19 protein-coding genes are annotated in these 19,580 nt (G+C 60.1%); 5 read left to right on the top strand and 14 right to left on the bottom strand.

The window, feature by feature from the left end:
• Nucleotides 1-7: 7 nt before the first annotated feature.
• The 4 genes from DBV08_RS13595 to DBV08_RS13610 all read right to left on the bottom strand — a co-directional run bounded on the left by DBV08_RS13595 (nt 8) and on the right by DBV08_RS13610 (nt 4,224).
• Nucleotides 8-775 carry an enoyl-CoA hydratase/isomerase family protein gene (locus tag DBV08_RS13595; RefSeq protein WP_124567739.1) on the bottom strand — a complete coding sequence of 256 codons (768 nt, stop codon included), beginning with the start codon at nt 773-775 and terminating at the stop codon, nt 8-10.
• Nucleotides 772-1,842, bottom strand: a complete 1,071-nt coding sequence (locus DBV08_RS13600) for an acyl-CoA dehydrogenase (protein WP_124567740.1) — start codon at nt 1,840-1,842, stop codon at nt 772-774. Before DBV08_RS13600 ends, DBV08_RS13595 begins: the two co-directional genes overlap by 4 nt.
• The gene (locus tag DBV08_RS13605; protein WP_124567741.1) at nt 1,839-2,966 is read right to left on the bottom strand and encodes an acyl-CoA dehydrogenase family protein; all 1,128 of its coding nucleotides are present in this window, start codon (nt 2,964-2,966) and stop codon (nt 1,839-1,841) included. The genes DBV08_RS13600 and DBV08_RS13605 overlap by 4 nt, the downstream gene beginning before the upstream one ends.
• Before the next feature lie 109 nt (nt 2,967-3,075).
• Complete coding sequence (locus tag DBV08_RS13610; RefSeq protein WP_124567742.1) at nt 3,076-4,224, bottom strand: TetR/AcrR family transcriptional regulator; 1,149 nt, start codon at nt 4,222-4,224, stop codon at nt 3,076-3,078.
• A 202-nt stretch (nt 4,225-4,426) separates the two neighbouring features.
• Here DBV08_RS13610 and DBV08_RS13615 point away from each other — a divergent pair, with 202 nt between their 5' ends.
• Nucleotides 4,427-5,584, top strand: a complete 1,158-nt coding sequence (locus DBV08_RS13615) for an acyl-CoA dehydrogenase family protein (protein WP_095968597.1) — start codon at nt 4,427-4,429, stop codon at nt 5,582-5,584.
• 90 nt (nt 5,585-5,674) lie between these two features.
• Here the strand turns inward: DBV08_RS13615 and DBV08_RS13620 are convergent, their stop codons facing one another.
• Nucleotides 5,675-7,120, bottom strand: a complete 1,446-nt coding sequence (locus DBV08_RS13620; RefSeq protein ID WP_124567743.1) for an aldehyde dehydrogenase — start codon at nt 7,118-7,120, stop codon at nt 5,675-5,677.
• A 185-nt stretch (nt 7,121-7,305) separates the two neighbouring features.
• On the opposite strand from DBV08_RS13620, the gene DBV08_RS13625 reads away from it, so the two are divergent.
• Nucleotides 7,306-8,259, top strand: coding sequence for a TauD/TfdA family dioxygenase (locus DBV08_RS13625; RefSeq protein WP_124567744.1), 954 nt, complete (start codon nt 7,306-7,308; stop codon nt 8,257-8,259).
• 10 nt (nt 8,260-8,269) lie between these two features.
• Here the strand turns inward: DBV08_RS13625 and DBV08_RS13630 are convergent, their stop codons facing one another.
• On the bottom strand, nt 8,270-8,824 hold the full coding sequence (locus DBV08_RS13630; RefSeq protein WP_095968594.1) for a TetR/AcrR family transcriptional regulator: 555 nt from the start codon (nt 8,822-8,824) through the stop codon (nt 8,270-8,272).
• Between the two features lie 185 nt (nt 8,825-9,009).
• Here DBV08_RS13630 and DBV08_RS13635 point away from each other — a divergent pair, with 185 nt between their 5' ends.
• Nucleotides 9,010-10,251 (top strand): cytochrome P450, encoded by a 1,242-nt coding sequence (locus DBV08_RS13635; RefSeq protein ID WP_124567745.1) that lies wholly within the window; start codon nt 9,010-9,012, stop codon nt 10,249-10,251.
• The gene (locus DBV08_RS13640; protein WP_124567746.1) at nt 10,248-10,616 is read left to right on the top strand and encodes a limonene-1,2-epoxide hydrolase family protein; all 369 of its coding nucleotides are present in this window, start codon (nt 10,248-10,250) and stop codon (nt 10,614-10,616) included. The genes DBV08_RS13635 and DBV08_RS13640 overlap by 4 nt, the downstream gene beginning before the upstream one ends.
• Nucleotides 10,617-10,621: 5 nt before the next feature.
• Here the strand turns inward: DBV08_RS13640 and DBV08_RS13645 are convergent, their stop codons facing one another.
• Nucleotides 10,622-12,007, bottom strand: coding sequence for a lipase family protein (locus DBV08_RS13645; RefSeq protein WP_397487326.1), 1,386 nt, complete (start codon nt 12,005-12,007; stop codon nt 10,622-10,624).
• Entirely contained in the window at nt 12,007-13,290 is a 1,284-nt protein-coding gene (locus tag DBV08_RS13650; RefSeq protein ID WP_124567748.1) for a hypothetical protein, read from the bottom strand. Before DBV08_RS13650 ends, DBV08_RS13645 begins: the two co-directional genes overlap by 1 nt.
• Nucleotides 13,291-13,648: 358 nt before the next feature.
• Between DBV08_RS13650 and DBV08_RS13655 the strand changes: the two genes are divergently transcribed.
• Nucleotides 13,649-14,371 carry a hypothetical protein gene (locus tag DBV08_RS13655; RefSeq protein WP_124567749.1) on the top strand — a complete coding sequence of 241 codons (723 nt, stop codon included), beginning with the start codon at nt 13,649-13,651 and terminating at the stop codon, nt 14,369-14,371.
• Between the two features lie 99 nt (nt 14,372-14,470).
• Here the strand turns inward: DBV08_RS13655 and DBV08_RS13660 are convergent, their stop codons facing one another.
• From DBV08_RS13660 to DBV08_RS13685, 6 genes are read right to left on the bottom strand one after another with little or no spacing between them, the layout of a single operon-like run.
• Nucleotides 14,471-15,088, bottom strand: a complete 618-nt coding sequence (locus DBV08_RS13660) for an alternate-type signal peptide domain-containing protein (RefSeq protein WP_185564602.1) — start codon at nt 15,086-15,088, stop codon at nt 14,471-14,473.
• Between the two features lie 41 nt (nt 15,089-15,129).
• Nucleotides 15,130-16,815, bottom strand: coding sequence for a signal peptidase I (locus DBV08_RS13665; protein ID WP_124567751.1), 1,686 nt, complete (start codon nt 16,813-16,815; stop codon nt 15,130-15,132).
• Nucleotides 16,816-16,822: 7 nt separating this feature from the next.
• A complete protein-coding gene (locus DBV08_RS13670; RefSeq protein WP_095968589.1) occupies nt 16,823-17,419 on the bottom strand; it encodes a SipW-dependent-type signal peptide-containing protein in 597 nt (198 codons plus the stop codon).
• Entirely contained in the window at nt 17,412-18,047 is a 636-nt protein-coding gene (locus DBV08_RS13675) for a signal peptidase I (RefSeq protein ID WP_095968588.1), read from the bottom strand. Before DBV08_RS13675 ends, DBV08_RS13670 begins: the two co-directional genes overlap by 8 nt.
• On the bottom strand, nt 18,044-18,598 hold the full coding sequence (locus DBV08_RS13680) for a hypothetical protein (protein ID WP_124567752.1): 555 nt from the start codon (nt 18,596-18,598) through the stop codon (nt 18,044-18,046). The genes DBV08_RS13675 and DBV08_RS13680 overlap by 4 nt, the downstream gene beginning before the upstream one ends.
• A 3-nt stretch (nt 18,599-18,601) precedes the next feature.
• On the bottom strand, nt 18,602-19,138 hold the full coding sequence (locus DBV08_RS13685; RefSeq protein ID WP_095968586.1) for an alternate-type signal peptide domain-containing protein: 537 nt from the start codon (nt 19,136-19,138) through the stop codon (nt 18,602-18,604).
• Nucleotides 19,139-19,580: the final 442 nt, after the last annotated feature.

Genomic DNA, 19,580 nt, shown 5'->3' on the forward strand with positions numbered 1-19,580 from the left:
GCCGACCTCACCTCGCGTTGAACTGCGGTTGCACTCGTGCAAGATTGGCCTCGATGCCGGCGACGCAGTCCTCGGTCCCCCACAGAACTACCTGCTCCGCCAACTCGCGCTCGAGGACAGTGGCGACCTCGTCCCGTAGCCCCGCGCGCAACGTCGCCTTCATGGAGCGGACGGCCAACGGTGCACTCGAGGCAATTTCGTGTGCATACGCGAGCGCCTCCTGCCGAATGATCGAATCTTCGGCCAGACGGTCCACCAAGCCGCGTTCGTGCGCCTGTGTGCCCGTCAACCGCCGCGCCGTGTACAGCAGATCGGCTGCGCATTGTGCCGAGACGATTCGAGGCAAGGTGACGCTGAGCCCGAATCCCTGATGGAACCCCAACGCAGCGAAGTTTGCGTGCAACCGTGTCGACGGCCCGGCAACGCGAAAGTCCGCCGCGCAGGCGAGGCCGAGCCCACCGCCCACCGCGGATCCCTGCACTGCCGCAATCACGGGAACCGGAATCTCGAACAACCGCAACGCCTCGGTGTAGATCGCGCGTACCGTGTCGGCACGATCGGGCCCAAGTCCGCCCTCACCGAAGTTCGCGCCGGCGCAGAAGTGTTTGCCCGCCGAGGCGAGGACGATCGCTCGAATGTCTCCTCCCTCGACGAGATCAGCTGCTGCATCGGCGATTTGCTGCAAGAGTGCCTGATCGAAGTAATTGGCGGGCGGGCGTGAGAACTCGATGGCTCCTACGTGTCCGTCGATTTCCACGTGTACGGCGTCAGTCATGATTTCAGCTCCAAGGTCGGTTGCGGGTCGGTGATCAAGCGGGGCAAGGAGGGCGTCGCCGCGACGGCAGTTCCGAGCTGCGTCGCCAGTGCGATTTCGTCGCCGAACTCCGATCTCCAGGCATGCAGTCGACGGGTGAGTTGTTGCAAGCGGTACTCGCGGGTCATGCCGATCGCACCGTGCGCCTGGTGGGCGGCGCGCACGCTCGCTAGCGCATTCTGCGAAATCACCAATTTGGTTGCGTACAATTCGAAGTCGGCGTCACGACTGGCGAGCGCATGCGCAGTGCGATCCACAGCCAGCGTCGACATCGATGCCATCTGCGCGAGAGTGACGACGTGCTGCTGGACGGCTTGAAATTGCGCGACGGGCCTGCCGAACTGCACCCGCTCCGACACGTAGCGCCGGGTCAACGTCGACACCGCCTCCATGGCTCCCGCCATCTGCACCGAACGCAAGAATGCGCCGAGTCTACCGAGAATTCGGGGATCAACCGGGTTTTCACCGTCAACGGTACGCGCTTCGGAGAACGTCAGACTCTCACGCGGTTGCCCCGCAAGATCCGTTCCGGAACCGATCTCGGCGTCGGAGATGTTCAGGAGTACGACTCGATCACCGAGAACTGCCGCCAGCACTGACGCGGCGCTCCCCCACGGCACATCGTGAAACGTTCCGGATACGAGACCGTCGCCGATCCGACGCGCATCGTCGCGCTGTGAACCCGGTGCGACGGTTGCGATTCCGGAGGGAACTGGTAGCCCGGCCGCGGCTGCCAGCCTGCTGGCCAGGTAGGTCTCGGCGAGCGGCAACGGCGCAGCGTGCTTGGCCGCCGCGCGCTGGACAGTCACGGCGTCGAGGAGCGAGCCACCGGAACCACCAGCAGATTCGGGAAGACCGACCAGCGGCAGCCCCAGTTCCACTGCCGCATACCACAATCCGGTGGGCAGACCGTCGATCTCCGCCTGCGCTACCACCTCGGTGCCGGACTTCTCGGAGAAGAATTGCTCGACCATCGCTTCGAGGTCGGCGTCGAATGTGTACGCGTTGATCTCTGACCTCGAATTCATCGGTTCAACCCTTTCACGATCACAGTGCGGAGAATTTCGTTGGTACCGCCCCGAATCGACCACGACGGCGCCACCAGCACGGCCCGGGCGAGCAGTGACTCGTACGGGTCGTCGGATGCAAGGTCTGGTGCCCGGCCGAGGTGCCGCGCGACGGTCGCAACACAGTCCTGTTCGAAGCGTGTGGCCATCTCCTTGATCAGCGCGGCCTCCGTGACCGGCGAGCGACCGGCGTCGACCATCCGTGCAATGGACAGCGACATCCCGCGAAAAGCCCAGCAGCGTGCGGCAATCGAGCCCAGATCGGCAAGGGCAGCCGGCCCGCCCTGCGCTGCTTGGTTGGCTGCCCAGTTCTCGAGGACCGGCATCAGCGACATCCAACGGTCGACGCCACCTCGCTCGAGTGCCAGTTCACCGGTGTTTTGTCCCCAGCCCGCTCCGACGTCGCCGAGGCGACGCGAATCCGGCACGAAAACGTCCTGGAACGACACCTCGCAGAAGTCCTCACTACCGTCGATGAACGGAATGGGTGAGACGGTCAGGCCGTCGCTGTCACGATCGACGATCAGCTGAGTGAGTCCGTTGTGCTTGTCTGCCGAGGTTCGAAGCAGGGCGAGTATGTGTGTGGCATGGAAGGCGCCGGTGGTCCAGATCTTGGTGCCGTTGACTTTCCAGCCACCATCGACACGTTCGGCGCGAGTGCGTACCGATGCCAGGTCCGAACCCGAGTCGGGCTCACTCATCCCGATCGAGAACGAGAACTCACCGCCGGCGATACCGGGAAGGAAGTACCGCTTCTGTTCCTCCGTGCCGTTGGCGGCGATGCTCGGACCAGACTGCCTGTCTCCGATCCAGTGATACCCGACCGGCGCTCCCCGCGCGAGAAGTTCTTCCACGACGACCAATCGATCCACTGCTGACCGTCCGCCCCCGCCGTATTCCTTCGGCAGCGACATGCCGAGCCACCCACGGCTACCGAGATCTCGCGAGAACACCGGGTCCACCGCCCCCGACATCCCGAGTCCGAGTGGATAGCTACCGGGGGTCAGCCGCTTGTCGAGGTATTCCCGTACTTCTGCCTGAAGTTCGAGTTCCTCGATCGTCAGTTCTGTTGCGTCGAAACGCATGGACGTCTCCGATCAGTTGATTCATCGACTGGGTTCATTGCAACGTATACAAAAATGTATACCATCTTGAATATGGCTGTCTGCCAACAGCACCCGGCTGATCGCGCGACTACCTGGCCAGCAAGACGGCGGAGCCGATCTCGAACAGACGCTCAGGCAGGTCGTCACGACGACGTAGTCGGCCGATACGCACGGCGTTCTCCACAACCGTCAGAGCAGCATTGACGGTGATTCTGGCCGTCGCGGGTTCAAGTCCCGGACGAACGTCGTCGAGCATCTTGACCCACAACGCGACGTACTCACGCTGATTCTGTTCACACGTGCGGCGGAACTTGTCCGGCAATTGGTCGAGCTCACTGATCAACAAACCGATCAGATGACGCTCGTTGATTGCGAAATCGATGTGTGCCGCAAGCAATCCCGCTAACGCGTCCTCCGGCCCGGTTGCCGCAGCGAGCGCCTGCGCGACACCGATCCGCCGCCGCTCACCACCCCTCGAGACCGCCGCAATCAGCAGGTCGATCTTGGCATCGAAGTGGTTGTACACATTGGGGCCCGTAGTTCCGGCGGCCTCACCGATGTCCTCGGTGTTGACCGCCTGATACCCACGCTCGTCGAACAGACGAATGGCTTCGGTCAACAAGAGTTCACGCCTCGGCATCGCGACCGGAACGTGACCGGTCGGCGTGTCCACCTTCGCCTCGGAGTGGCCGAGCTCCGTGTGCACCGCCCGCTCCGCCAACTCTGCCAACAGGAGTTCCATCTGACGTCTCGGCAGGGACACTCGATGCGAGGACACGCTGTTGAAGACAGCGATGAGAGCCCAGGCGAGCAGATAGCTGTCTTCCTCGTCGAGTTCGGGGCGTTCCGTTCGGATCAGCGCAGCATCGCGGGCCGCAGCGCTCTTGAGCGTCGCGCGCATTTCCTCCCGTTGCTCGTCGGGCAGGTAGCGAGCTTCGCGTTGCCACAGGAGCGACAAACCTCGACGACGAGATACCGACGCCGCAAGCTCGGCGATCATCGATTTCAGATCCTCGGACCCGGCGACCCGGTCGTAGAGCGACTCGATGCCCGCGTTGACCGCTGCGTAGAGAAGATCCGGCTTGTTCTTGAAGTGTCGATACAGGGCAGGCGCCGTGATTCCGACTGCCGCAGCCACCTGTGCAACGGACACGTTGTGATAGCCGTGCTCACGGAAAAGTTCGCCTGCAGCAGCAAGAATCTGCTGTTTGCGGTCGTGGGGCCGACGTACGACCATCGTGACTCTCTCCTTCGCGACAACTGGAAATCTCGAACAACCAAAGTTGCATCGTCAAACACACATCTATGAGTTATTATTCACTTATTGTCGGAAAACAACAGCTCATTCCGCAATTTTCTCTCAACATCTGGTTAGAGAACCTTACCTCACCTCAGAACCGGACACCTGGCTTCAGGGTACCGAGCCCAAGGAGAATCACGTGCAACGAACCGTCTACAACAGCGATCACGATACGTTCCGTCACATGATTCGGACGTTCATCGCCCGTGAGGTCGTCCCACACTTCCCGGAATGGGAGGAAGCCGGCATGGTTCCCCGGTCACTGTATCGACAGTTGGGTGACCTCGGAATATTCGGAATCGAGCTACCGGAGGAGTATGGCGGCGGCGGCGAGACGAGCTTCAAGTATCAGGCCGTGATCCGTGAGGAGACCGCACGGGCAGGGGTCACTTTCGGCGCCGACGTCGTCCACACGTGCCTCGTCCTGCCCTATCTGGTCGAGTACGGCAACGACGAACAGAAAGCGCGGTGGCTTCCCGGATTCCTCTCCGGTGAACTGATGACCGCCATCGCGATGACGGAACCGGGCGCCGGTTCCGACCTTGCCGGGATCAAGACAACGGCGAGACTGTCCGCCGACGGCAGCCACTACATCCTCAACGGATCCAAGACGTTCATCACCGGCGGAGTGCAGGCCGACTTGATTCTCGTGGTCGCCCGCACCAGTCCGGCAAGCGATGCAGACCGACGTGCTGGTCTGTCGATACTCTGCGTCGACACCACGTCGGAAGGCTTCAGTGTCGGCCGCAAGCTCGAGAAGCTGGGGCTACGAGCGCAGGACACCGCAGAACTGTCGTTCACAGATGTCCGCGTGCCGATCGAGAACCTCCTGGGCGACGAGGGTGCGGGGTTCGGCTACCTCACCCGAAATCTCGTCCGGGAGCGACTCGGCGCCGCGGTGGGGTCGTACGCGAATGCAAGCGCAGCAATCGAGTTCACGACCGCCTACGTCAAGGAGCGCGAGGTCTTCGGCACGCCTGTGGCTCAGTTCCAGAACACGAAATTCGTCTTGGCAGAATGCTCGGCAGAGGTTGCGGCCGCGCAAGCTGCGGTCGACCGCGCACTCGATCTGGACGAGATCCGTGAGCTGACCGTCGCGGATGCGGCGAGGATCAAGCTCTTCTGCACCGAGACTGCCGGCCGCGTCATCGACAAATGCCTGCAACTACACGGTGGATACGGTTACATGCGCGAGTACCCGATCTCTCGTCTGTATGCGGACACACGGGTCAACCGAATCTATGCGGGTTCGAGTGAAGTGATGAAGACGATCATCGCCAAGGACATCGGAATCTGACGCCAGTCAAGGACATTGGCATCGGACACGAGCTGATTCAGCCCCACCTCGTCAATCGAGGTGGGGCTGAATCTTTGTGATTTCACCTGATCAAGCAGGGAGGAAGATGCTCTTGGCTTCGAGGTACGCCGCCAGACCTTCCGGGCCGAATTCGCGCCCCACTCCCGAATTCTTGTAACCGCCGAAGGGACCAACGACGTCGAATCGTTGGCAGTTGACCGAGAAGGTACCGGTCCGAATCTGCCGTGCCACCTCGATGCCGCGAGCAGTGTCCGCGGTCCACACCGCTCCCGAGAGTCCGAGGTCGGAATCGTTGGCAATCGCGATCGCGTGAGCTTCGTCCTCGAACGCGATCAGGCAGACGACCGGCCCGAAGATTTCCTCGCGAGCAATCCGCATGGAGTTGTCGACGTTGCCGAAGACCGTGGGTTCGACGTACCAGCCTGTCGAAAGCCCCTCCGGAACAGACCCTCCCGTCAATATCTTCGCACCCTCTGCCCCACCGATTTCGACGTAGTCGAGCACTCGTTGCTGCTGCGCCGCACTGGTCATCGGGCCGATCACAGTCGCCGGATCGCTCGGATCGCCAACTTTCATCGCGGCGACCGCAGCAGCACACTTCTCTGCGATCTCGTCATATCTGCTGACTGGCAACAGAATACGCGTCAACGCGACGCAGGCTTGACCACTGTTGGCAAAGGATCCGGCCAGAATGTTGGGCAGCGCCCGATCGATATCTGCGTCTTCGAGGACTATCGCAGCCGACTTGCCACCGAGTTCGAGTGTCACTCGTGTGAGATTGGCGGCCGCAGCCGCCATGATCGCCTTACCTGCTGCCACCGAACCGGTGAAGGCCACCTTGTCGATTCCGGGGTGGGACACCAGATGTGCGCTCACGTCCCGGTCGGCTGGCAAGACGCTGAGCACTCCCTTCGGAAGTCCTGCCTGTGAACAGATCTCGGCCAGCAAGTTCGAATCGAGCGGCGTCTCCGGAGCCGGTTTCAAGATCACCGCACATCCGCTCAGAAGTGCCGGTGCAAGTTTCGCAGCGATCACCAACTGTGGCACGTTCCACGGAACTATTGCTGCCACGACACCCACGGGTTCGTGACGGATCAACATCGGGCCGCCGACGCCCTCACGCGACTCTTCGAACGGAAACTGCGCCGCAACGGCACACGCCGCGCCGTATGCCGCAACGGCTCCCAACACCTGCGTGCGCATCGCCGAACTGGACGGAGCACCGTTCTGCCGCGAGATCAGCGCTGCGAATTCCTCACTCCTGGCGAGAATCGCGTCCTTGATGCGGGTGACGACCGCGATGCGATCAGCAAGGGGTGTCTGTGCCCACTGTCCGGAATCACATGCCGCTCTGGCGATCTCCACTGCGCGGTCGACATCTGCCGTCGACGCCGCTGGGACCGAACCGATCACGCTCTCCGTATGCGGCGATATCACCTCGATGACGTCGCTGTCGGATGGTGTAACCCATTCGCCGCCGATGAATAGTTCGGTGTACTCGACACATGCTTCCATGCTCGCCCACTCCTCAGGTTTAGTGTTCAGCGGATCAGCACTCAGATCTCGCCGGTATGCCGTAGACCATATATTTCAGATCATAAAGTTAATTGACAATAATGCAAACAAGCGACCCCACCGCTCTTGACACGGTTAAGGATTGCGCCTTACCGTAGCGAAGGACTCCAACCGAACGAGTAAGGATGACGGACATGACGGCATTCGTGAACGGACAGATCTACCCGGTAGCAACCGATCCACTCGCTGCTTACGGGCCACTCGTGGCGTCGCGCACCGCGGAGGGATTCGACGTGTTGCCCTACACACGTTTCACACTCACTCCGACGACGCCTACCATCGGTGCAGAAATCTCGGGAATCCAACTGAGCGGGCAACTCTCGGACGAGACGATGTCGGAACTTCGCCGAGCACTACTCGAATGGAAAGTACTCTTCTTCCGCGATCAAACTATCGACCGCAGCGAACACCGAGATTTCGCGAGTCGATGGGGCTCACTGGAACAGCATCCGTTTTTCAAGTACACCCAACCAGGCCAGAGCGAAGCCGACATCGTCACTCTCGCCAAAGATGCGATGACCGGCGGCGTGGAGAACAACTGGCACAACGACGTCAGTTGGCACGAGTTCCCCTCGTTCGCAGCGGTCCTGCGTGCGGTCGAGGTTCCTCCGGTCGGCGGCGATACCTTGTGGGCCGATACCGGAGCGGCGTACGAACTACTCCCGCAGGACATCAAAGAACGCATTGATCGGCTTGTTGCCGAGCATGATTGGATCAATTCGTTCGGCAAGCACATGGAGCCGTCGACGGTGGCGAAGTTGCGCCCACAGTTCCCTGCGGTTCGACATCCTGTGGTGCGGGTGATCCCCGAGACCGGGCGGAAGGTCCTCTTCGTCAATCTCAGCTTCACTCAGAGGATCGTCGGGGTATCCGAAGCCGAGTCCAACGAACTACTCACCCTGCTCTACCGACACGTACATCGTCCCGAGTTCCAAGTACGCCTCAAATGGCGGAAGAATACGATTGCGTTCTGGGACAACCGAACTTGTCAGCACTACGCGGCCAGCGACTACTTTCCCGCTCGCAGAGTGATGGATCGAATATCGATCGTCGGCGACAGGCCCGTGGGCGCTCGCTGACACCGGAGTCTCAGGAGCTGACGAACGACTCGACCATCCGTCGTTCGTCGGTCTCGTCTGCGAGAGGCCATGCCAACAGCATCAACACGATCCGAACCACCCACTGCGACTTCTGCCCTTCGGGATCCAATCCGGCAAGTTCCAGTGCAGTACGCGGCAGCAGCGGCGAAGACACGAGATACTCGTCGATCCCGTTGGCCCGCGCTGCCGCAAGGCCGTGGCTCATGGCAGCGTCGGATCGTATCGCGTCGACGGCGACGAGAATCGACTCCACGATCCGCTCGTCGCCGTGCAGTGATTCGACGGCAGCCGCAACCTGCCTCGCCACGGAAGCCGCACCTCGGGACAACAGCCCTTCGCGAATCGCGGACTTGCCACCCACGTAGCGGTAGAGCGTTGCCCGCGAACAGCCTGCGCGCGAAGCGACGTCGTCGGCATTGAACCGATCGAATCCGTGTTCTCGAATCAGCTCTGCTGCAGCCGCGAAGATGCGCTCGGTAGCGAGTTCACGACGATTACCGCCGGCCAGCCAATCGGCGGCGTGGCGCTCGTTCGCACCGGTCACTCTCCGTCACCTCGTCTCACTCTGAGACAGATTCAATCAGAAATCTCTACGTTCCGGAAGGCGGGGAGCCTTTGACCTGGGAGAAGCAGGGAAGTCAGAATGTGCGTGAGATTTTCTCAAAATGCCAGTTCAGAGGCATTTTCTACCTGTTGACTTCTCCTTCCGGGGCGTGAAATCTTCCCTTCGTGACACCATCGACGCTCGACATCAATCCCTTCCTCCCGTCGAACATCGACGACCCGTACCCGCTCTACGACGTACTCCGGCGCGAGCACCCCGTGTACCGAATTCCCGATACCGACTTCTATCTGGTGTCGACGTGGGAACTGGTCACCGAGGCCGTTTCCCGTACGGAGGACTTCTCCTCCAACCTCACCGGCGTGCTGGTCCGTACACCGGACGGTTCGGCCCTGACCTTCGATATGGACAGCGGCGGGCAAGCTGTTCACGTTCTCGCGACTGCCGACGAGCCCGACCATCAGCACCAGCGCAAACTTGTCCTGCCGACACTGGTCGCCAAACGCATACGAGCACTCGAGCCGACGATGCTCGAGTACACGCAGCAGTTGTGGGACAACGGCTTCGACGGTCGACAGATCGAATGGGTCACGTCGGTAGCGGACACACTGCCGCTGCAGATGGTTGCCACACTGATCGGCCTGCCGGCACACGACGTCCCCCAATTGCTGGAGTGGTCGTACGACAGCACCGAACTTCTCAGCGGCATCGTGACGGCGGAACGGTTGACAGACGTCGTCACCTCGGCTGCCGAACTCACCGGGTACCTCTACGGCAAGTTTCGTGAGGCGCGGACAAACCCGGTCGACGATCTACTCGGAGACCTCGTTCACTGCTGTGACGCAGGCGAACTCAGCGAAGACGTGGCCGTGCTGATGCTGGTGCAACTCGTCGGTGCGGGTGGCGAATCAACCGCCGGACTGATCGCCAACTCTGCACGGCTACTCGCCGAGCGCCCTGAGATCCAGATCCAATTGCGCGAGGACCCGATGCTCCTGGGCGCGTTCCTGGAGGAGACGCTCAGACTCGAGTCGCCTTTTCGCGGACACCACCGACATGTCAATGCGGACACAACACTCGGCGGAGTGGCGCTACCCGCCGGAAGTCATCTCATACTGCTGTGGGGCTCGGCGAACCGCGACCCGGAGTCGTTCGCCGAGCCACAGGTGATGAACCTCGACAGGGCCAATCTCCGAGCGCATTTCGCCTTCGGCAAAGGCGCACATTTCTGTGTTGGGGCCGCGCTGGCTCGCCTGGAAGCTAAGACCGCAATCGCAGTCCTTCTCGAGAACAGTTCACACGTCTCAGTCGATTCCCAATCCCCACCCCGTTGGGTCCCCAGCATGTTCGTGCGCCGCCATCAGAGTTTGCATCTGAACGTCTCACCACACCGAGAGGTCACACCATGAGTCCCGAAGAACTGGTCACTGCTTTCTGCGCCGAGTGGAAGAACGGTAGTGCCGAGACGATCGCGTCGTACTTCGGTGAAGATGCTGTCTACCATAATATTCCGATGGACCCGATCGTCGGACGCACCGAGATCCTGAAGTTCCTGGAAGGGTTCATTTCGGCCTTCGGTGGGATCGAGTTCACGATTCATCACCAGTCCGCCAACGGTTCGACTGTACTCAACGAACGGACCGATCGTTTCGACCTCGGCGACAAACACGTAGTCCTGCCGGTCATGGGGATCTTCGAGATCGCGGACTCGAAAATTGTTGCATGGCGTGACTATTTCGATCTCGCGCCGATCAACAAACTGTTGGCCGGGTGATTCGCTCACTTGTCGAAGTTATGCGCTATCCAGTCGACTGTCTGCATTCCGAACAGATCAGTTCCCCAGCCGTAGGGATCTGCGAATGCGCGATCCATACTGCAGTCGGTGGGCTGATAGCTCACGTCCGTCCCTCTACTCCTGTACGTGTCCGCCAGTTCACGCGCATCGGCTGCCGGTACAAGTGACATCGGGGAGTCGTCCTTTGCACACGAAGCTATCAATACCTTCGACGCCGGAGCACCGTGACCTAATACGTTGTCGTCGTACGCGCGCTGGAAGCTGGGTTCTGTGATCGGATCGATTCCCGGCTCGAAAAGGCTTGCCAGCGGTACGAACGGAAGCGTGAAGTACGCCGGCATCTGGCACTCACCCCGGTACGCGTCGGCGATCGCTCTGCCCACGGGATTGAGCTTGTCGTTCAATTTCATCTCGGGGTACCAGGGTTCGAGGCCGAGAAGCGTCGCAAATCCGAAACCGGCGCCGACAGAGGAATCTGTTGTCTCCATGAATGTTCGGGGCTTGATCACCATTCCTTCGAGGACCGTCGAGACGATCTCGAGCTCCGGGGCGTAAGACGGCGCAGATTCGGCGGCAAATGCAGAGCCGACTCCACCACCGGCGATTCCGAACAACGCAATCTCCGTATCGGGATTCAATTCGGAAGCCTGCACCTGAAATGCTGCGCGCACCGCATCCAACTGGGCGTGCCCGGCAAACCTACCCGCGAAGACACCGTGGGGGTCGCGGTCTCCGTTGTTACCGACGTCGGAAATCACTACTGCATAACCTTTTCCGAACATCAGTGCCAGCGGACCCAAGGCAGACCAGGACGCGCCGTCGAGCGGATCGCCGCCAGTCCAGTGTGAACTCGGATGACAGTAGCCGCCGACGCTGTCGTTGGCCTCCTGATAGCTGATGATCTTCTTCTCCGACGCCGGCGTTCCGTCGATCGGGATCATCATGATTCCAGTGCTCACTACCGGCGTCGAACCGTCGATTCCGGTTGTGACGTACATGATCTTGTAAGCATCGAGCTGTCCCGGTTTGTATCCGGTGAACAGTACATCCACCTTCTTCGACTTCAGAAGGTCACCGGGACGCTCGTCGCCGGTCAACTCCGGCTCGTCGTAAAACGGATCATCGGCGGTGAGTGCGGTAAAGATCTCGTCTTCGGATGCGAACTCCCCCGAACTGAGAGCACCGACTGTGAACCCGTTGAATATCTCTCCCAGAGTTGGGGTGTCGGTCCGAAATTCTCCGGAGACAGGGATTTCCGCGTCTTCGGCAACACCGCTACCCGGCACCTCGGCCCCCGCAGTTGCAGGCAGAACCAGCGTAACGGTCAGCGCTACCAAAGGCGCAAACCTTCGGAACGTGGCCGCCGACATCACTGAACCGTCACTTTCAAACTGGAGAGGGCCGATTCGAGAGTTTGTGGGAGGGTCATCATCGGGCGGTGGCTCTCCAATTGAATTTCGTAGGGAACGCTCAATGTGGCTACGAGCCTTGGCCAATCTTCTTCGACCATCGCTCGGTACTTCGGCAAGAGCTGTGAGGTGATGTAGTCCCACCGGTCCTCGTACACCGACCAGTTCCAATCCGGCAGTGGCATCGTCACGTTCGCGGTGCGTCCGTCGGCGAGTGTCGTCGTGAACTCGAGGGGCCGAAACGAGCGAGGCGGGACCACGCCGGCAACCGAAGGTGAGCCTGCAACCGTCGATGCATAGGTGATCGCCTCTCCCACATCACCTTTGTACGCGCGCACCCGATCCCACTGGTCGCGGATGATCACCCCTTGCTCTCGCTGGAGCAGCGCCGCGTTCCCCAGTGCAATTCGATCCGGATCGCCGGACGCGACATCGCGCCAGGCGTCCATGACTTCGTGGCCGAACAATCCCGCGCGCTGCATCTCCTCCAGCGCCGAAAGTCCCTCATCCACGTACGCCTGATGCATCGGCATCAGATCCGAAAAGATGTTCTTCTGCATCACCAGAATCATCCCCAGCGCAAAATCCAAATCGTCAGCGGTGACGGTCCGTCCCACCGACGCGAGTGCCCGCAACCCTTCCGGGAGTTGTTCCAGCGCTTGCGCGCCCACCCGATCCGTGACCTGAGAGACTATCGCATTGGCGAGCTGCTGCAGATTGGGCAACGAGTAAACGTCTGCCATCAACTCGAAGTCGATCAATCCCCCGCCGAAATCCGCGCCGACCTGTCCCCCCATGCCTGCCCACTGCAATTCCGAGTGACCGAGCTGCAGATCCTCGTAGAAGCGATACGACTTCACGAGGTTCGAGCGATTGGCCGACACCCCGATGCGCGGGTTCCACGACGCCAAGTCGATCCCGGCAGCTTCCGTGGCAACGACCAATCGATACTGAAACAGCAAGGCCGCATAGGATTCCGGATTGCGACCACTGGCGCGAGCTTCCTCGACAAGAGCCTGCAGGATGCCAAGATCCGTCGGCAACGCCGGATGCACACCGCCCGGACCGTATTCGGCATTCCGATTCACCAAAGGCAAATTCACGTACTCGTCCAGTTCGGACGCCGACGCTGATGTCTGTACCGACAGCAACGCGGACATCGTCAGCGCACATGCCGTCGTTGCTACCACTACGCCGCGCGCCCAACGGCGTCGCCGAACTACGGCCCCCAGGTTTAACCGCATATCGATCCCCGTACTCAGATCGGCAATCGCCCCGATCGATTGCCGATACCAAATTTACTTTGCAGTAAGATAGCCGAAATCCGCGAGGAATGCGAATAGGCACAATCAAGATCTGCGTCGAATTTCGTCTTTGCAGATAGGGAGCCGATGCCCCACTTGACAGGAATCAATACCTGCAAGGCAAGCGACCGATCGGCTATCCGCGACACCAATTTCCGTGCCACCTTAGTTCCCATGACAGTTTATTTCCAGCATTCTCCCAGTTGGATGATCAAGTTTTCGAAAATAGCTGCACAACATGCAAATATCTCCCCACAATCCGTCTCGACTGGACGCATGTCCGACTAGAATTCGAATTATGAAAACCATCAGTTACTCATCTGGAAAGCTTGGCGCACTACAGAAGGCAGTCATGGGGATACTCGCGGCCCTCGTACTTGCACTAGTGGGCGGAGCACTGATGCCGTCGCTCGCTCATGCAGCGGATGGTGAGAGCGGAATCCTCGAGTACTCCACCGACAACTCGACCTGGGGGGATACATCCAAAATCGTTTGGAGCACAGACATACTCATCCCCGGCGGGACCAACACAACCACATTCCACGTCCGAAACGCATCGGACCGCGCAGGTGAGGCACACTTCTACGTCGGAGATTACGACATCAGCGACGGCATGGAAGCGTTCCTTCGTGTCGACGTAAACGGCGTTGCCGGCAATCCGCTCACCGTCACCGCCAATGTCGCCGCACCGGGGACCCAGTTGAACTCTGTCCGCCTAGCACCGGGCGAAAGCGCCAAGGTTGCCTTCGTCATCGGAATGCCCTTCGAGGCAGGGAATTCCTCGCAGAACGGCAGTATCACGCCGAATTGGAGCGTGGACCTCACGCTCGATTCCACCGATACCCCTGTCACGCCGGGAGGAACCGGATCACTCGATTTCGGTTCCCTGAGCTTCGGTTCGGCTGACTTCGGCTCGGCGAGCTTCGGTTCACTCGACACCGGATCAGTGAAGACTGGATCTGTCAGCTCCGGATCGCTTGATGTCGGGTCGCTCGGCAAGCCGGTCACATACATCGGATAAGCAACCCCTACAACAACTCACAAAGTGAGGCCGGGTAGCAGATCTGCTACCCGGCCTCACTTCTGAACAGCTACAGCGCTCGTGCTGCCCGCACCTACATCATGCAGGAATCTGCACCAGGTTCACGTCGAATCGCGCCAAGTTCAACGACTGATCCATCGACAACGCTGTCGCGGCATCCTTGTCGAAGGTGAAACGTATTGTCACGTCGACGATCTTGCCGTCCTTCGACGTACTGACCACAGTTCCGTCGGCACCGACAGGCACTGGCACCCCATCGAGCTTGACTTCGGTGACCGGCTTCAGCTGGGCAACCAGCGCAGCCCCCCCGGAGACCCCCAGATCACTGGTCGACAACTTTGCCTTCATTTCAGTTCCCTTGATCTCCAACGCGAAACTGGCGTGATAGGTCAGAATGTCGCCCGGGACGACAACCATGGTCGACAGGTCGATCGGACCGTTCTGGTCCGTCCATGTTGGTGCGGCGACGGTTTTCAGCGCCAACGAACCGGATTCGACCGGAGTAGTCACGACAGGGGTAGTTGTAGCCGGAACGGACGTAGTCGTGGTGGGCTTGCCACCGCCTGACGAACCCAACGAGCCGGTATCAGCACAGCCAGTCAAGAAGGCTGCTCCGCCGAGCATGACCAGCGATACGCCGATCATTCTGGTACGTCGCGCATTCCATCGACTTGCGGGAACGATGCGGTCATTCATCCGAACTCTCCCGTCCCCGAATTCCGTCTCTTCTGTATGCATCACTTCTGCCCGTCGATCCAGGCAGCGATCTCTGCGGGAGCTTCGCCGGAGGGGTTCTTCTCCGAAACACCCGTTACGGCATTGACTCGATACACGTTGGCGCCGTCCACGATCCACAGCTCATCTGCGTCGGACTGCCACATCGCCGTTGCGGTAGCACTCACCGGTATGCTTGAGACTTGTGTCCCCACGCTGTCGGTGATCACTACTGCCGCACCCGTACTCGTCTGCATCAGTGCCGCAGTAAATGCGCCCGACGCCGACGCCTCCGGGGCCGCGATCGGTACTGAAACATCGCTGGTCTCCGTGGTTGTCATTGTCGTTGTATCGGTTGTCGTCGTCGAAGTCGGCGACTCAACCGTCGTACTAGTCGAAGGCTCCGTCGTTTTCGTCGCACTTGTGGTGACTGTCGGGTCAGCGGTCGAGGCCGACACCGACGGAGTCGTGGTGGTCGCAGGAGCCGTGGAGACCGGCGAATCAACAGCAGTGGTGGTTGTCGGTACCACTCCACGTGCGAGTGGTACCGACTCCGGCTCATCCACAGCAAACGAAGACGGACTGATACTGCTGTCCTCGCCCACACAAACGAGCGAGAGATTCGCCAGCGTGCGCTTCAGCCTGTATCCACGCCAGTCAGTTGACTCTTGTCCGGTCAGCCGATTGACGGTGTAAATACGGAGCGTGTAGGTGTAGCTCGTTGCTGATCCACCGTCGTTCCAGACCATATTGATGGCTACATTAGTTCCAGGTGTTGCATTCTCGCCTGGATCACGTGGCCAAACTTTGTTCAGTGACGTATTCCCATTGTAGTAACGAGGCATATACCGGAATGGGTATCCGATATGGGGCCACGTAACGTCTGAGTTTCCGATTGTGGTGCCACCATTGGTCGTGCAATTGATCGATCCAATCGCTGGCAAGACGTTGGAACTCACTGCCAGCGATCCACTCTTCGCTACAGACGTATCCGTGAAAGCTGCCGACGTGCCGTTCACCTGAGTGGCACCGATCAGCGCCAACACCGAAACACCGAGAACCGCAAACTTTCGGAATGAGAACGCCGAGCGATGTCCGCCTGACCCGCTACTCGAAGAAACCATCGGATACTCCATTGTTTCAGCGTCCTCGCTGTCCACGCTGCCAATTCCTCCGCTCGGACCGTCATCCGAATCCTTGCGGCGAGAGTTGGGCCGGAAGGCAATGATCACCAGTCCGCCGACCAGCGCACCACCGAGGAAGATCGCGAGTGGACTGGAGAGCCAGGCAACTGCGTATCCCAGTCCCCCGACGCTGAAGAAGATACGGTCGGCTTCGGTGATGAAGTAGGGTTCCACGTCAGGCTTCGCATTTGCGTCACCCTTGAGAGTCGTTGTGACAGAGTTGCCGGCCTGCTGGTCAAGTTCGTACACGCGGTGCGTGATGCGCGTTCCCTGGCCGTTGACGACGCTTACGACGTCGCCCACTGCGAGATCGGTGGCGGGCACTGTACGGGCCAATGCCAGTGAGCCAGTGGTGATTTCGGGAGACATCGAACCCGACCGAAACACGAGCGGCTTGATGCCGAACAGCATTGAGGCCGCAGCTGCCACAACACAGATCAGTCCTGCCACCGCACCTACGGTCAGTGCCAATTCACGACCGGCACGAGCCGACCTCGAACCGCGGGGGGTTGTGTGATCAGACATGGTCACCTCAGGCCGTCGTCGCCGCGAACTGGAAGGAGACATTGAGCGACTTGCTCTGCAGCGCAGTTGTCACTCCTGGATCGAGTGTCACTTTGAAGCACAGGGTCTCTGAACCGGTCGTTGCCGCCAGTTGGCGTCCCGCTGTGATAATCGGGGTCGAGGCCGTGGTCGACAATCCCAACGGCCCGGCAATGGCGGCCGTGCAACTCTGATCGAGAACAGTCACCTTCATGAACGGAGCAAGTGCAGCCTCGCCAGTTGCCGTGGCTGCCAGGGTGTATTTGAACTGCGCAGCACCGGTATTCTGCACAGGGAGGGTCGCCGTGACGCTTTCCCCTGGCATCATGCCCGTCTTCGTCAGAGTCGTGAAGCCATAGGCGGTTGGATCTCCTGGATCACCGTTGAGCTTCATCTCGATCGAACCGGTGCTGAAAATGCCAGAATTCGCAGTCGCGTTGTCAGTCCACGCAGCAAGAGTGCCTACGGCGCCGAGGCCCAGGACAATTCCCACGGACATGATCGCGCGTGCGCGACCGCTGGTTGCGCCCCGGACCAGACGTGTACCGAGCGAGGCGGGCGCCTGCTGCTCCTCGTGCTTAGACATGGCTGTGCCTTTCTTGCTGCTCAACTCGAGGCGCCGACGCACTCGGTTCGGAAGGTTGGGGGTCTGCAGACGCAGATCGCCGCCGGGTACGGTCACGGACCGATCCGACGAACATGAACACGGCATAGATCGACAATCCGCCGACGACAACCGTCAGCATCACCGAGCGCATCTGCCCTGTGATGGCGTTGTACACGTATCCGATATACGGCACGCTGTACCACACCTTGCCGCGAATCTGCTCCGGTACAACGGGATTATGATCCGCTATCGGATTTGCATCGCCTTGTGTGACGAAGGTGAGATCACCGGCGGAGTTGAGTCGCACCATCGTGATTCGGTGCGTAACCACATCGGGCTTCCCCGACTCGATTTGGTAGGTGATCGCATCACCTGCCTGCAATTGGGCAGCGTCCTGCGGTTTCACCACGATAAGGGTGCCGGGTGGATAGGTGGGCTGCATCGAACCGGTCAACACAGTGAAGGGCGTCGACCCCGTCAAACGTGGAACAACGACCGTCGACACCAGAATCGCCAGAACACCCAGCAGCAGAGCCCACGAGACGATATTGCGGATCCACCACCACGCGCCGGTTCTCTGATCAGAACCCTTCACTGCGTGCGTCATACCGACTCCGCTTCGAATGAGAAGTGCACACTCGTGGAGACACCAGAAGCAACGTCAGGACCGACAGTGCCACGCAGGCACAAGATATCGGTACCGCCGGCAGCGACCGTGCGCCATCCTGGAGCTGTCGGTACCTGAGCACCGACCATGGGCCCGTCGTAGATCGCGGTGCCGGAAGCTGCACCTTGGGCAGGGCAGCCAGCTTCGGAAGTCACCGGCGTCACCGCGAGTGAGAGCGGAACATCAGCGGAAGACTGCGTGACGTTCTGGATCCGATAAATGAGTGGAACGCTACCGGAGTTGTGAACTGTTAACGGAGCCTGTGCATATGCGTTGGGGAACATACCGGTAGCGCCCAGAGCAGTGAAGTCGTAACTGCTCTGGCCGCTACCGGCACTGCCCACCGTCAGGTCGAGGATCCCGGACTGGATCGTGCCACCGGACAGTGTTTCAGCGGCCGTCCACCGCGCGCTGGTCTGCTGCACCGATACGAAGATCAGTCCGATGACCAGCGCGGCGGCAGTTGCCCACCAACGGTAGTGCTTACGCAAGCCTTAGGCCTGATCGAGAGTGACGTTGAAGTTCGCCAAGCTGATCGAGCCATCCTGCGAACTGTTGGTGGCAGAGGCCTTGGTGAAGTCGAACGAGACATTCACATCGACGAGATCACCATCGTTTGCGGAGGTGATCGCAACACCCGTTCCGTTGGTCGGGAGAGTCGTGGCACCGACGTTGGCGGTCACGACAGGCTCCATCTCGGTCGGCAGGCTGGTGGTACCTCCAATTGAGGACAGGTCGGCTTTCAACGTCGCACTCAGGTTGTTACCCACAGCGCCAATGGTGACCTTGCCCGAGTACACGACCTTGTCACCCGGAACGACCTTGTAGGTGTCGATTGCGCCTGGCGCGAGGGCCGTGCCATTCACTGACCAGGTAGGAGTTCCCGTCGCTGTCAGCGTCAAATGACCTGAGTTGATCGTGCCGCCAATCATCGGTGCGTTTGCATTCCACGCCGCCATGGTTCCCGCGCCACCGGCGAGGAGAAGTGCTGCTGCACCGGCCGCGACTGCGCCCTTGGTTGCCTTGTTCATGGAGAACACTCATTTCGTCTGGTCCCCGTGGCGGGGAGCTTGCAGGGTGAGAAAGCTGGTCGGATCCAGTCACGTGCGCCCTGGTACGGGCAGAGGGTTTCGTTCATCCGTGGTCAGTGAGGGGTCGTAGCGGTAAGTGCAGAGCGAGAGCGTGTTGCGGAAAGATTGCGAGCCGTTCTCACGAACGGGCCATTCCTCTCTCGTGCTGTCGACGTCCGCTTGCGTCGTTTAGATTTTTACCACACGTATCAGGAATTTTTGGCGAAAAGCTGGTCGAATGTCCAGAAGATTGTTGAAACCTGAACTTGACTACAGAATCGCCTCTCACCTGGACCATTGGAAAATCGCTGCGCTTTGTTGCAACCCGTTTGCTGAAGTAACCTTCGCCCGGACGGTCCTCGCGGCCCGGGAATCAACTGAAACAGGTTCTACAAAATTTTTG

The sequence above is a fragment of the Rhodococcus sp. KBW08 genome (assembly GCF_003852455.1).
GTDB lineage: Bacteria > Actinomycetota > Actinomycetes > Mycobacteriales > Mycobacteriaceae > Rhodococcus_F > Rhodococcus_F baikonurensis.